Below are 12,627 nucleotides of genomic sequence, written 5' to 3' on the forward strand. Positions count from 1 at the left end.
CTCTTTTCTGGCGGTTATTCCGCCTTTGCTTCGGCCGGTTCTTCTGTCCGGGGGCCAGCGCGTCCAGCACGGCCACCGCGGCGGCCACTGGAGGCGCCTGGAGCTGCTGCGGCGGGGGCCGCATGGCCGCCTGCCGGATTGTGATCGCGATAGGTCATGATCCAGGAGCCGCAATTCTGATCGGTCCCGTTCAAGACGTTTGCCGCGCGAACCGCTTCCATTTCCTGCGGACGGCAGGGGTTCATGATCGCCGACGTCATGCCCGCACCGATAACCATGGGGATGAAGCCGGCATTGATGCCGTGGCGATGCGGCAGGCCGAACGAGATGTTCGACAGACCGCAGGTGGTGTTGACTTTCAATTCGTTGCGCAGACGGTGAAGGAGTGCGAAGACCTGACGGCCCGCGTCGCCGAGAGCGCCAATCGGCATGACCAGCGGATCGACCACGATGTCGTGCGGCTTGATACCATAATCCATGGCGCGTTCGACAATTTTCTTCGCAACTGCGAAACGAACGTCCGGGTCCATCGAAATCCCGGTCTCGTCGTTGGAAATGGCGACGACCGGAACGTCATACTTCTTGCAGAGCGGCAGGATCGCCTCGAGTTTCTCTTCCTCGCCGGTCACGGAGTTTACCAGCGGCCGGCCTTTGGCAACCTTCAATGCGGCTTCAATGGCTGCCGAGACCGAGCTGTCGATCGACAGCGGCACATCGACAAGGCCCTGGACGATTTCGAGCGTCTGGACGAGCAGGGCCGGCTCGGTTTCGTTCGGATTGACCGAGGTAACGCCGGCATTGACGTCGAGCATCGTGGCGCCTGCAGCCACCTGTTCCAGCGCGTCCTTTATCACGGTTTCGAAATTGCCGACAACCATCTCGGCGGCAAGCTTCTTGCGGCCGGTCGGATTGATGCGTTCACCGATGACACAGAAGGGCTGGTCGAAGCCGATGATGATTTCGCGGGTGGCGGAAGCAACGATGGTGCGGGTCATGTCTGATCCTTAAGGTCGGTGAGCGCTATCTGATCGGCGCCGGGATGTTTGTCAAAGGCATGGCCTGCCGGCCGGGCCACAATTGTCTGGTGTTCAATGCTGGCGGTGCGCTGCGACGTCGGCCATTTCCTGCTGATTTTCCTGCTTGCCGTCACGGATCGCATCAAGCCGTTCGGCAACGCGGCTGTCACCGGGATTGGCTTCGCGTGTCCACGGTGTGCGGCCCTTGAGGACGCCGGATTCGTGGACGATCTCGGCGACATATTCTTCCTGCCGATAGGCCATGACGTGAACGCCCGACACGCCCTTGATCTCTTTCACCTCGTTGATGATGTCGATGCAGAGCTGCTTGCCTTCCTTCTTCTGGTCCTGCGCGCCTTCCAGCCGCTTGATGATCGCATCAGGGATATGAATGCCCGGCACGTTGTTGCGGATCCAGTTGGCTGTTTTGGCCGAGGCGAGCGGTCCGACGCCGACGAGAATGAAGCATTTTTCGTCAAACCCGAGATCGCGGACCTTGCTCATGTAGTCGCGGAACATCGGCACGTCGAAACAGTACTGGCTCTGGACGAACTGAGCGCCGGCCTCAATCTTCTTGCCAAGCCGGTAAGGGCGGAAATCATAGGGCGGCGCGAACGGGTTGATTGCCGCGCCGAGGAAAACTTGCGGCGGCGTCGTCAGCTTGCGGCCGGAGAGGAATTTCGAATTGTCGCGCATGACGCGCACCGTTTCCAGCAGCGACATGCAGTCGAGGTCGAACACCGGCTTGGCGCCGGGTTGGTCGCCCGCCTGAACGCCGTCGCCGGTCAGGCACATGATGTTGGCAACGCCCATGGCGGCGGCACCAAGCACGTCGCCCTGAATGGCGATACGGTTCTTGTCGCGGCAGGCGATCTGCATGATCGGCGCGTAGCCCATGCGGGTCAGAAGCGCGCAGATGCCGACCGACGACATATGGCAATTGGCGCCGGACGCATCGACGGCGTTGATGCCATCGACCCAGCCTTCGAAGATCGCGGCGCGTTCGTAGACATCTTCCGGATTGGCGCTGTCGGGTGGGTTAAGTTCGGCGGTAACGGCAAATTCGCCGCGGCGCAGCACCCGTTCCAGGCGACCACGTGAGGAATGACCGGGCACGGGATCGAGCGGAAGGTGGCGGCCGAGCGGGTTTTCGTCGAAATGGGCCATGCTCAGGCGTCCTTTGCGGCGGCAGCGGCTTCGCGAGCTTCGGCGGCCTGCGCGGTGACGCGCAGCCAGGACGAGGTTTCGCGCAGGGATTGGTTGACGGGTTTCTGCACGTTCAGGATCGCATCGCCCTTCACCATGTTGCGGGAGCCTTCCCAGGCCTTGACCCAGACGCAAGGCATATCCGGCTCCACTTCACAATTGCCATTGGCGCGAACGCCGCCGCAAGGGCCGTTGCGCAGCTGCTTGGGGCAGTTCATCGGGCAGGACATGCCGGTCGATGACAGAGCGCACTGGCCGCACATGCGACAGTCAAACAGGAGACCCTTGACGTTGCGTTCGATGAACGTGATCGGTGCTTCGACGCGGCTATAACCGATTGCCTTCCACAACGGGTGAAGCAGCAGGAAGACGTCGGCGAACCGGTGGTAGAACCATTCGAAGAACCGCGAATGGCGAACGGCCCACAGGCGGATCGTGTAACTGCGGCGCGAACGGCGATTGGGCGAAACGCCTGACGGTGTATAGGCGCCGGTGGCGGCCTTCTTGGCTGGAGCGGCATTGCCGGGTTTTGCATCAGCCATTGTCTTTGCCGCCGGATTTGACGAGGGCGACCAGCCGCTCCTTGTCATAGGCTGCTTCCAGTTCGGCCGCTGCCTTGTCGGCCTCAAGTTCGAGATCGTCGGAGACCGGAACCGGATCGGCCTTGCGCCATTCCGCCAGATAGTCGCCGCTGTCGGCTGCACCGGTGCGCATGGCGCACATGTCTATCGCTTCGGTAAAGCGCAGGGTTAATTCCCGCTTGGCGGACTTGCGTCCCTGCTTGATGATGACCTGCGCTGGAATATCGCGCCAGTAAACGATAATGCGATCTGCCATATGCCCGAATTCTCCTCTTGCCTGACAATGCGCATCTTGTCTCGCCATGGCTCACCTTGGCACGACGCGCGTCATGCTCAAAAGCGACTTGCCCTCAATGTTGACGATATAACTACCAGATGCCGCGCGTCACGCCATTCCAGAGCCATGTCCAGATCGGCGGATGATACCATTGGCGCGAATTGCCATGTGTTGGCAGGGGCTCGAGATTGCCAGATAACGCATCTTCGACGGCGCGAATGGCAATGCCGGTGGACGCTGCGGTCTGCAGCAGCGGATAGGTGTGCATCGTGTCGTTTTTCGACGGTGTCATGCGCGATTGATATAGAACATCGCCGGTATCGACGCCTGCATCGACCAGATGCACGGTTGCACCGAAATTCGCCTCGTCGTTCTCCACACGCGCCCAGTATCCGCCCATCAGGCCGCGATATTGCGGGGTGATGCCGGCATGGAAATTGATGACCGGGCAGGGCATGGCTGCAAGCGTCGATGCGGACAGCATGCGGCAGCTGACGAGGAATACGACGGCCGGGTGCAGGGCGTTGATCTGTTCGATTGCCTTTGGTGTGTTGATGGAAGCAACGGCAATCACCGGGATGGCCCGTTTTTCGCGATCATCGGCCTCGTACTGTTGTAAAATTTCCGCCGTACGTTTTTCAGTAAAACGCTTGCCGAACTTCGAAGCCACCATCGTGGCAAACTGACCGGCTGCTGTGATCAGACCCAGCTTGCGGATGCGGCGTTTGAGAAAGAGTTTTTTCGATTCGGGCTGTTCCAGCAGAACCGTGACGTTGCCAAAGCGGCTCTCAAGCGCATTGATCAGGATCTGCGGATTGCGTCCGCCAGCAGTGACGATAACGATATGTTGGTTGGCTGCGGAGGACATGCCGGCGATCACTATCCGTCTCAGATGATGAAGGTCAGGATGGCACCGGCAGCAAGGATGACGCTGGCGGCGACGGCAAGGGAGACGATGCCGATCAGGGCGCCTGCGACAAGACCAAGGCCATCGCGCTCGGTATGGGCAAAGCCGATGACGGCAAGCGCGAAGGCTGGTAGCCAGTTGCCGAAGGGAATGGGCAGGAAGATCACCACCGCGAGAATGAGCGCCAAAAGGCCGATCAGCCGTTCGGCAAACCGGCTGCCGAGAAACCAGCCGCGTGGCTTGATTAGGGTCTCGGCGCGCTGCAGCCAGGGCGAGATGCGGTTGACGAAGACGAAGAAGGTGGCGTTGTCGAAGGCATAATCACCCATGCGCTTGGGGAGCCAGATGCGCGGGCCGCGTGAGGCAAACATCTGCCAGGCGATGAAGACCAGCGGCAGACCGAGAATAAAGGTGGCGCCCGGTGGCAGAGGAATGAGGTTGGGAAGGGCAAAGACGACGAGGAAAGCGCCGAAGGAGCGGTCTTCCATGGCACCGGCAAGCTCGCGCAGGGTGATTTTCGAACCGGCGTTGAGCGAAAGATTGCGCAGCAGTTGAGAAAGTTGCTGCGGGTGGTGGCTGTGGGCCGCCGTCCTTGCCGATAGGTTCGTTGCGAAAATGTCCGTCATCCCCGTCACCTTATTATTGTGTTTGTAGGGGGAGTTTGGCGGGCGGTCGTTACGATGCACTTAAATCAAATGCGGCGTTTCATGCAAAATTGAGCGCAAGGCTAACAGATGGTTGCTGGCGGTCAGGCCTGCAGAAGTGCCGGGGTGAGGTCGCCATAACCGGTGAAGCGGTATTCATAGGCCAGTCCCAGCGTCTCGGCGGCCTTGCGGGCCTTTTCCTGCAGTTTTTCGTCTTCGACCTGCGAGAGATAGACGAGTTTCTTGTAGTGGCCGAAATACATGTCGCGCAGTTCCGGATGGCGGTCGAGGCCGAGTGGCTCGATGACGAAGGCGTCGAACTGGCGAGCAAGGAAATCGGTCAGAAAAAAAGACGTGAAATCGTCGTCCCAACCAGCCTCGAAAGCCGCATTGCCGGCAAAGAAGGAAAAACAGTGCGGTCCCGCGATACGCTCGACCTGTTCTTCCTCGCAGAGCTTGTCGAGTAGACCGCCGGTGCCGCAATCGGCATAGGCGACGAAGATGCGACCAAAACCTTCGGCGCGGGCCTTGTCGATAGCGATCTTGATGCCGGGCGTGATCTTGTCCGGGGTGTTGTGCCAGATGGCGGGAAGGCAGGTGAGGTCGATATGTTGGAGCTTATTTGCCTCGCAGACAGCAAGGATTTCGCGGGCGATAGCACCGCAACCAATGACGTGAACTTTTTCCGATTTCGCGCGTTCCATAGCCGAAGATCTTTCTTCCACGTCAATTGAACCTGTCACCCAGCATAAGGAACCCGCGTCATGACAGCAAAGACAATCGCCACCATCGGTCTAGTCCTCTTTTCCATCACGACGCTGGCGTCGTGCGGCAACACCATCCGTGGCATGGGCCGGGATACCGCCAACGCGGTTGATGCGACCCAGGACGCTGGCCGTAGCGTAGAACGTGCTGCCAAATAAGGCTGGTTCCTAAAATAGGAAAACCGGCCGCGCTTTTCATGAGGTCGGCCGGTTTTGCATGGTCAAATCGGTGTTGATCAGGCGCCGGACAGCTGGTTGTGCTTGCGCTTCATGAAGTCCTTTGCGGTTTCGACCGCTACAGCGGCATCACGGCAATAGGCATCTGCACCGACAGCCTTGCCGAATTCCTCGTTGAGCGGTGCACCGCCGACGAGGACGACATAGTCGTCGCGCATGCCCTTTTCCTTCATCGTATCGATCACGACCTTCATGTAGGGCATCGTCGTGGTCAAAAGCGCCGACATGCCGAGAATATCCGGCTTTTCGCGCTCGATGGCGTCAAGATAGTTTTCGACCGGATTGTTTATGCCAAGGTCGACGACGTCGAAGCCCGCACCTTCCATCATCATGCCGACGAGGTTCTTGCCGATGTCGTGGATATCGCCCTTGACGGTGCCGATGACGACCTTGCCCTGCTTCGGTGCGCCGGTGGCGGCGAGCAGCGGGCGAAGGATGGCCATGCCGGCCTTCATCGCATTGGCGGACAACAATACTTCCGGCACGAACAGGATGCCGTCGCGGAAGTCGACGCCGACGATGCGCATGCCTTCGACCAGCGCTTGGGTGAGAACGTCATAGGGAGCCCAGCCGCGCTTCAGGAGGATGTTGGTTCCATCCTCGATCTCTTCCTTCATCCCGTCGTAGAGATCGTCATGCATCTGCTGCACGAGTTCGTCGTCGGAGAGATCCTCGAGAATGATTTCGTCGTCTGCCATGATGGTTTTCCTCGGTTCCTGGCGCTGTCAGGCTCAAACCTCCCCGACGCAGGCACTATACTTAGCTTTGTTGGTTCCAAAAGCTCTTTTCGAAAGCGACGTCGCGTACGATGAAAAACGACGGCAGCGCGATCGTTGACAGGCCATAACGGGCCGGGCTTAACAAAAACAGTGCATTGGCTGCTGTGATCGCCGGAAAATATGGTAACCGCAGTTCCGGCAGGCTAGGTGCCATGCCGAAATCCGGCGGTGTCCCTGGACCAGTCGTCGCGATCGTGTTCGAGTTGCGCCATGCGTTGGCGCATTGAGAACCGTTCGGATGCTGGGGCTTGGTAGCATAGGCTCGACAAGTGCGCAGACGAGGCGCGGGAGAGGATAAAGACATGGTAGATGTAACCGAGCAAACCGAAGAAACCGGCGGACGCCGCTCGCGCGGTGAGGGCCGGGGTGCTGCAGCCCGCCGTGCGTCGCGCACGGGCGGTGGTGCGCCGCCACCGCTTCCTTACATCACCCGAAAGATTCGCGAATACGAGGTGCTCGATGAGGAAGGCCTGGCACTGATCGAGGCCAATGCCGACCTGATCCTCGAAGAAATCGGTATCGAGTTCCGCGACGACGAAGAAGCGCTGGCACTTTGGAAGCAAGCTGGCGCCGAGGTGCGCGGCCAGCGGGTGCATTTCCCCAAAGGACTGTGCCGTCAGTTGCTGAAAACCGCACCGTCCAATTTCACCTGGCATGCACGCAATCCTGAGCGCAACGTTCACATCGGCGGCAAGGCGACTGTGTTTGCGCCGGTTTACGGACCTCCCTTCGTGCGCGATCTCGACGGCCAGCGCCGCTATGCGACGATTGAGGATTTCCATAATTTCGTGAAGCTAGCCTACATGGCGCCGTCGATGCACTCCTCGGGTGGGACCGTCTGTGAACCGGTCGATATCCCGGTCAACAAGCGCCATCTCGACATGGTCTACAGCCATATCAAATATTCCGACAAGCCGTTCATGGGATCGGTGACCGCGCCGGAACGGGCCGAAGACACGATCGCCATGGCGAAGCTGGTGTTCGGTGACGATTTCGTCGAAAACAACTGCGTGACGCTGAATCTCATCAATGCCAACTCGCCCATGGTGTTCGACGAGACCATGGTCGGTGCATTGAAGGTCTATGCACGACACAACCAGGCCTGTGTCATCTCGCCGTTCATTCTTTCCGGAGCGATGAGCCCGGTGACGGTGGCGGGAACTTTGACACAGATTCTCGCCGAAGTGCTGGCCGGTGCCGCATTCACCCAGCTGATCCGGCCGGGCGCACCAGTGCTGTTCGGCACGTTCGCGGCCTCGATCTCGATGCAATCAGGGGCGCCGACCTTCGGCACGCCGGAGCCGTCGCTGGTGTCCTATGGTGCTGCACAGCTTGCGCGCCGTCTCGGCCTGCCGTTCCGCACAGGCGGATCGCTCTGTGGATCGAAGGTTCCCGATGCCCAGGCAGCTCACGAATCGGCCAACACGCTGAACATGACGCTGCTTGCCGGCACCAACTTCGTGCTCCATGCCGCGGGCTGGCTCGAAGGTGGTCTCGTGTCGTCCTACGAAAAGTTCATGATCGACCAGGACCAGCTCGGCATGATGCAGAAAATGGCCGAGGGTGTGGATCTTTCGGAAAACGCGCAGGCGCTCGATGCTATCCGCGAAGTCGGTCCGGGCAGCCACTACCTCGGTTGCGCCCATACCCAGGCCAATTTCCAGACGGCGTTCTACCGCTCGGCGCTGGCTGACAACAACTCGTTCGAACAATGGGAAATCGAGGGCGAAAAGCGTGTCGAGCAGCGTGCTAATGCGCTCGCCCGCAGCTGGCTGGAACATTACGAACGGCCGCCGCTTGATGCCGCGATTGACGCGGCGCTTCTCGACTTCATCGCCAAGAAGAAGGATTCGATGCCTGACGCCTTCACTTGAAGAGAGCCCGAACAAGCCAGGGAGAGAGGCGGAGCGGCGCAAGTAGCAGACTTCATCCAGAATGAGGTCTGGCGCCCACATTACGACAGGCAGGGGCCGAAACCGAAATGACCGGTCCCGTGACATCAAGCGATGTTTTGAGTGAACTCCGTGCAGCGCTTGCGCCGCACGGAGTTTTTTTACGCGGTGTCGTCAACTTTGCCGACGGCGAAACGGTGCCCGTCTTGAAGGACGGGAATGCGGCCGGCAGCGTGGTTTTACTGGGAAATGCCGGCGGATCGATCTGGCCTGCGTTTGAGCACTGGCGTAATTCCTCGCCCGATCGCGGCGGCAAAAACCCGCTCGATGCATGGTCGAAAGCTGTGATCGAGCCGGTGGCCGACGCTTTTGGCGCAACCGCCTATTTCCCCTCGGATGCGCCTTGGCAGCCGTTCCAGCAATGGGCGATGCGGGCGGAAGGCTTGAAATCGTCACCACTCGGCATCCTCATTCATCCACGATACGGACTTTGGCACGGATATCGCGGAGCACTTGCCTTTGCGCAGGCTCTGCCGCCAACCGCGAGCCCCATTTATCCGCATCCTTGCGATCATTGTCCCGATCGGCCCTGTCTCTCCAGCTGTCCGGCACACGCTGTCTTGCCATCGGGGTTTCAGCTGGGGCCGTGCCGGGCGCATCTGGAAACAAGAGCGGGGCAGGCTGGCTGCATGATGGCAGGATGTTTTGCCCGCAATGTCTGTCCAGTCGGTGCTGCCTATCGTTATCCGGCGAAACAGCTGCATTTTCATATGGCTGCCCTCAGTTTATAAAATTCCGGCCTCTATTTTGCTGTTCTCGGACGACAGCGTCGGGCGCGTGTGAAATGAGGTGGGTATGTTTCGTTCCTTGAGTATCGGGTTGGTCATGACCGCATCCATTCTGTCCGCTGGCGAGGAGGAGGCCGCCTGCCGTATGGTGACGCACTTGACGCAAAGTTATGCTGTTTGCAGCTTCGACCCCACCGCCAGTGACATCGGAATCTTTCACCGCGGCCGCGATGGCCAGCCCTATGGCGGCTTTGCGCCTCTTATGCACGATCTGCGGCAGGAGGGTGAATATCTCGAATTCGCCATGAATGGCGGCATGTACGAGCGCGACCTGACATCCGTTGGCCTGCTGGTGACCGACGGTGTCGAGCGCAAGGCAATCGACCAGGGCTATAGCTGGGGTAATTTCTACCTGAAGCCCAATGGGGTTTTCTTCCTTCAGGGTGGCCGGGCAGGTGTCCTGGAAACCGAAGCCTATGTCGATGCGGCGGTCAAGCCGGATTTCGCCACGCAATCCGGGCCGATGCTGGTGATCGACGGGCAGTTGCATCCGGCCTTCCTGCCGAAAAGCGATAGCCTGCAGATTCGCAACGGTGTTGGCGTCGATCAGAAGGGCATGGCTATCTTCGCGATCTCGCTGGAGCCTGTACGTTTCCATGATTTCGCGACCCTGTTTCGCGATCAACTCGGTTGCGCCAACGCGCTGTTTCTGGATGGTTCGATCTCCAGCCTGTTTGCTCCCTCTCTCCAGCGTTACGACAATACCCATCCGATGGGGCCGATCATCGCCGTGACCCGGAAAATCCCGGGATCGTGAAAATATTTTGGTCCGCACCCAAGGATCGGCCAGGACAGAACGTCTCAGTATCAGTTGCAACAAATCCGGGCGGGTGATTTGGACGAGGATCTTATCGAGCGGGCGCAGAAGGGCGATCGGAATGCCTTCGGCTTGCTGGTGGAACGGCACTATGATTTCGTCCATGCGGTTGCCTGGCGCTGGTCCGGCAATGTGGGCGATGCCGAGGATATTGCCCAGACGGTATGCCTGAAGCTGGCGCAGGCGATCCGGGCTTTTCGGGGAGCCAGCCGTTTCCGTACCTGGCTCTATACACTGACCTTGAATGCTGCACGCGACCATCAACGAAGCCAGTTACGCGAAAGGCGCAATGCCGCGAATTTCCTGGCAGACCCGACAAGTGCTGCGGCAAACGATAATCACGACCAGACCGAAGCACTCTGGGAAGCCGTGCGGCAGCTGCCGGATAAACAGGGTGATGCCGTTCTGCTCGTTTATGGCGAGGGCCTGTCCCACGCCGCCGCCGCTGACGTCATGGGCTGCTCGGAGGTAACGATATCGTGGCATGTGCATGAAGCCCGCAAACGGTTGAAAATCCTGCTCGGCAGGGAGACGATGTGATGAACGACGATCTGAAAAATCTCGGCCAGATGACCCCGCCATCGCCTTCACCGGCTGCGCGCGCCCGTGCACTGTCTCTGGCAATGCAGGCGTTCGACGAAAGCGAAAATAATTCGAAAGCCCCCCAAGGAACTACCGATGCCCGGCGTCAAAGCTCCATATTCAACAGGCTATGGAGCCCCATCATGAACAGGAAATTTCTCGCAGGTTCGGCGCTCGCCACGCTCCTGGTGGTGCCCGCTGCCGCTTTTCTCACGCTGGAATTGACGCGGGGCGGTTTGCCGGCAAGTCCGGATGGCCAACAGGTCGAGGTGGCGACTGGTGTCGCATCAAAGGATGCAGAAGCCAAAAAGGCGACGCCGTCAAAACCCAAGAACGATTCGGCTGCAGAGATGCCCGTGGATAGCCTGACGCAGCGGCCTGACGTTGTTACCGGCCAGGCCATTAACGGGGTGACCGCGGAACCGGCGGCACGCGCAACAGCTGATGACGAGGCGGCGGCCTATGCGACACCTCGGCCGGTGGATCAGAAATCGGTGAGTGCCGCCTCGAACCTTGAGCGGCGGACACAGTTTGCAGCCCCATCGCTGACGGTTGCCAACGAATCGATGGCTGCCGGCTCCATGGCGGAGATCATGCCATCCCCCATGACTGCGCCGACGGACACTCTTTCACAACCAGAAGAAAACCGCGACCGTTTCACCGCGGCTGACACCAATCCGGTCAAATCAACGGCCACGGACCCGGTCTCCACTTTCTCGGCGGATGTCGACACGGCGTCCTATTCCTTCGTGCGCAAGTCGCTGATGGCTGGACAGATGCCGGACCGAGACAGTGTGCGCGTCGAGGAGATGATCAATTATTTCCCCTATGACTGGCCAGGTCCGGATAGCAAGGACGCGCCGTTCAAGGCAACGGTCACCGTGCTGCCAACGCCGTGGAATGCCAATACGCGACTGATGCATGTGGGCATCAAGGGCTATGATATTGCGCCGGACGTTGCACCGCGCGCCAATCTGGTTTTCCTGATCGACGTCTCCGGTTCAATGGACGAGCCGGACAAGCTGCCGCTTTTAAAAACCGCATTCCGTCTTCTGGTCGAGAAATTGAAGCCCGACGATACCGTCTCGATCGTCACCTATGCCGGCAATGCCGGTACGGTGCTGGAGCCGACGGCCATCAAGGACAAGGCAAAAATCCTGTCGGCGATCGATACCTTGCAGCCGGGTGGCTCCACGGCGGGTGCGCAAGGGCTGGAGGCGGCTTATGACCTGGCGGAGCGGGCCTTCGTCAAAGGCGGCGTCAACCGGATCATGCTGGCGACGGATGGCGATTTCAATGTCGGGCCATCCAGTGACGAGGAGTTGAAAAAGACGATTGAAGCCAAGCGCAAGAGTGGGATCTTCTTGTCGGTGCTAGGATTTGGCCGCGGCAACTACAATGATGCGCTGATGCAGACACTGGCGCAGAATGGCAACGGCACGGCCGCCTATATCGATACGCTGGCCGAAGCACAGAAATCGCTGGTCGAGGAGGCCGGATCGTCGCTCTTCCCGATTGCCAAGGACGTGAAGTTTCAGGTGGAGTTCAATCCGCAGCAAATCGCCGAATACCGCCTGATCGGCTATGAGACCCGTGCGTTGAAGCGTGAGGATTTCAACAATGACAAGGTCGATGCCGGCGATATCGGTTCCGGCCACCGCGTCACGGCGATCTATGAGATCACTCCCAGGGGAAGCTCGGCAGTTCTCAACGATGACCTCCGCTATGGTTCAAGCCCCAAGGTAGAGGCTGCTGCCAAGCCGTCAGACGAGCTGGCCTTCCTGAAAATCCGCTACAAGCAGCCGGATAGCGACACGAGCAAGCTCATCACGACGCCGGTGACCGAGGGCAATGCGGTGGCGGCGCTCGATCAGGCGGGGCAGGACGTCCGCTTCTCCGTCGCGGTCGCGGCGTTTGGTCAGAAACTGCGGGGAACCGATGCCGTGTCCACCTACAAATACGGATCGATCCTCGACCTGGCATCGGCTGCCAAGGGTGAGGATGCCTACGGCTACCGGGCGGAGTTCCTCAATCTGGTCCGGCTCGCCAGAAGTCTTGGCGGAGAATAGCGCTCGCG

15 protein-coding genes are annotated in these 12,627 nt (G+C 59.6%); 6 read left to right on the top strand and 9 right to left on the bottom strand.

Annotated features, from left to right (window positions below):
* Positions 1 to 14: 14 nt before the first annotated feature.
* From ACSQ3J_RS10225 to ACSQ3J_RS10255, 7 genes are all read right to left on the bottom strand, one after another.
* On the bottom strand, positions 15 to 995 hold the full coding sequence (locus ACSQ3J_RS10225) for a methyltetrahydrofolate cobalamin methyltransferase (RefSeq protein WP_060506195.1): 981 nt from the start codon (positions 993 to 995) through the stop codon (positions 15 to 17).
* 93 nt (positions 996 to 1,088) lie between these two features.
* Positions 1,089 to 2,183: a methylenetetrahydrofolate reductase gene (locus tag ACSQ3J_RS10230; RefSeq protein ID WP_060506196.1), complete on the bottom strand. Its 1,095-nt coding sequence runs from the start codon at positions 2,181 to 2,183 to the stop codon at positions 1,089 to 1,091.
* Between the two features lie 2 nt (positions 2,184 to 2,185).
* On the bottom strand, positions 2,186 to 2,764 hold the full coding sequence (locus ACSQ3J_RS10235; protein ID WP_060506197.1) for a methylenetetrahydrofolate reductase C-terminal domain-containing protein: 579 nt from the start codon (positions 2,762 to 2,764) through the stop codon (positions 2,186 to 2,188).
* On the bottom strand, positions 2,757 to 3,059 hold the full coding sequence (locus ACSQ3J_RS10240) for a virulence factor (protein WP_060506198.1): 303 nt from the start codon (positions 3,057 to 3,059) through the stop codon (positions 2,757 to 2,759). The genes ACSQ3J_RS10235 and ACSQ3J_RS10240 overlap by 8 nt, the downstream gene beginning before the upstream one ends.
* A gap of 112 nt (positions 3,060 to 3,171) precedes the next feature.
* On the bottom strand, positions 3,172 to 3,948 hold the full coding sequence (locus ACSQ3J_RS10245) for a formyl transferase (RefSeq protein ID WP_060506317.1): 777 nt from the start codon (positions 3,946 to 3,948) through the stop codon (positions 3,172 to 3,174).
* Positions 3,949 to 3,968: 20 nt separating this feature from the next.
* On the bottom strand, positions 3,969 to 4,613 hold the full coding sequence (locus ACSQ3J_RS10250; RefSeq protein ID WP_060506199.1) for an exopolysaccharide biosynthesis protein: 645 nt from the start codon (positions 4,611 to 4,613) through the stop codon (positions 3,969 to 3,971).
* Positions 4,614 to 4,735: 122 nt separating this feature from the next.
* Entirely contained in the window at positions 4,736 to 5,356 is a 621-nt protein-coding gene (locus ACSQ3J_RS10255) for a DUF1638 domain-containing protein (protein ID WP_060511793.1), read from the bottom strand.
* Between the two features lie 39 nt (positions 5,357 to 5,395).
* Here ACSQ3J_RS10255 and ACSQ3J_RS10260 point away from each other — a divergent pair, with 39 nt between their 5' ends.
* Entirely contained in the window at positions 5,396 to 5,554 is a 159-nt protein-coding gene (locus ACSQ3J_RS10260; protein ID WP_060506201.1) for an entericidin A/B family lipoprotein, read from the top strand.
* A 77-nt stretch (positions 5,555 to 5,631) separates the two neighbouring features.
* On the opposite strand, the gene ACSQ3J_RS10265 is transcribed toward ACSQ3J_RS10260, so the two are convergent.
* Together ACSQ3J_RS10265 and ACSQ3J_RS10270 are read right to left on the bottom strand one after the other, a co-directional pair.
* Positions 5,632 to 6,330 carry a corrinoid protein gene (locus ACSQ3J_RS10265; RefSeq protein ID WP_060506202.1) on the bottom strand — a complete coding sequence of 233 codons (699 nt, stop codon included), beginning with the start codon at positions 6,328 to 6,330 and terminating at the stop codon, positions 5,632 to 5,634.
* A gap of 61 nt (positions 6,331 to 6,391) precedes the next feature.
* The gene (locus ACSQ3J_RS10270; protein ID WP_156393898.1) at positions 6,392 to 6,565 is read right to left on the bottom strand and encodes a hypothetical protein; all 174 of its coding nucleotides are present in this window, start codon (positions 6,563 to 6,565) and stop codon (positions 6,392 to 6,394) included.
* A gap of 148 nt (positions 6,566 to 6,713) precedes the next feature.
* Here ACSQ3J_RS10270 and ACSQ3J_RS10275 point away from each other — a divergent pair, with 148 nt between their 5' ends.
* The 5 genes from ACSQ3J_RS10275 (at position 6,714) to ACSQ3J_RS10295 (ending at position 12,619) form a co-directional block, all read left to right on the top strand.
* Positions 6,714 to 8,285 carry a trimethylamine methyltransferase family protein gene (locus ACSQ3J_RS10275; RefSeq protein ID WP_060506203.1) on the top strand — a complete coding sequence of 524 codons (1,572 nt, stop codon included), beginning with the start codon at positions 6,714 to 6,716 and terminating at the stop codon, positions 8,283 to 8,285.
* A 107-nt stretch (positions 8,286 to 8,392) separates the two neighbouring features.
* Complete coding sequence (locus ACSQ3J_RS10280; protein WP_060506204.1) at positions 8,393 to 9,094, top strand: hypothetical protein; 702 nt, start codon at positions 8,393 to 8,395, stop codon at positions 9,092 to 9,094.
* Positions 9,095 to 9,188: 94 nt separating this feature from the next.
* Positions 9,189 to 9,908 carry a phosphodiester glycosidase family protein gene (locus ACSQ3J_RS10285; RefSeq protein ID WP_244482345.1) on the top strand — a complete coding sequence of 240 codons (720 nt, stop codon included), beginning with the start codon at positions 9,189 to 9,191 and terminating at the stop codon, positions 9,906 to 9,908.
* A 78-nt stretch (positions 9,909 to 9,986) separates the two neighbouring features.
* Positions 9,987 to 10,508, top strand: coding sequence for an RNA polymerase sigma factor (locus ACSQ3J_RS10290; protein ID WP_060506206.1), 522 nt, complete (start codon positions 9,987 to 9,989; stop codon positions 10,506 to 10,508).
* Positions 10,508 to 12,619: a YfbK domain-containing protein gene (locus ACSQ3J_RS10295; protein ID WP_060506207.1), complete on the top strand. Its 2,112-nt coding sequence runs from the start codon at positions 10,508 to 10,510 to the stop codon at positions 12,617 to 12,619. The genes ACSQ3J_RS10290 and ACSQ3J_RS10295 overlap by 1 nt, the downstream gene beginning before the upstream one ends.
* Positions 12,620 to 12,627: the final 8 nt, after the last annotated feature.

Origin of the sequence: Rhizobium sp. LjRoot98, assembly GCF_964252935.1 — a bacterium.
In the GTDB taxonomy this organism is placed as follows: Bacteria; Pseudomonadota; Alphaproteobacteria; order Rhizobiales; family Rhizobiaceae; genus Pararhizobium.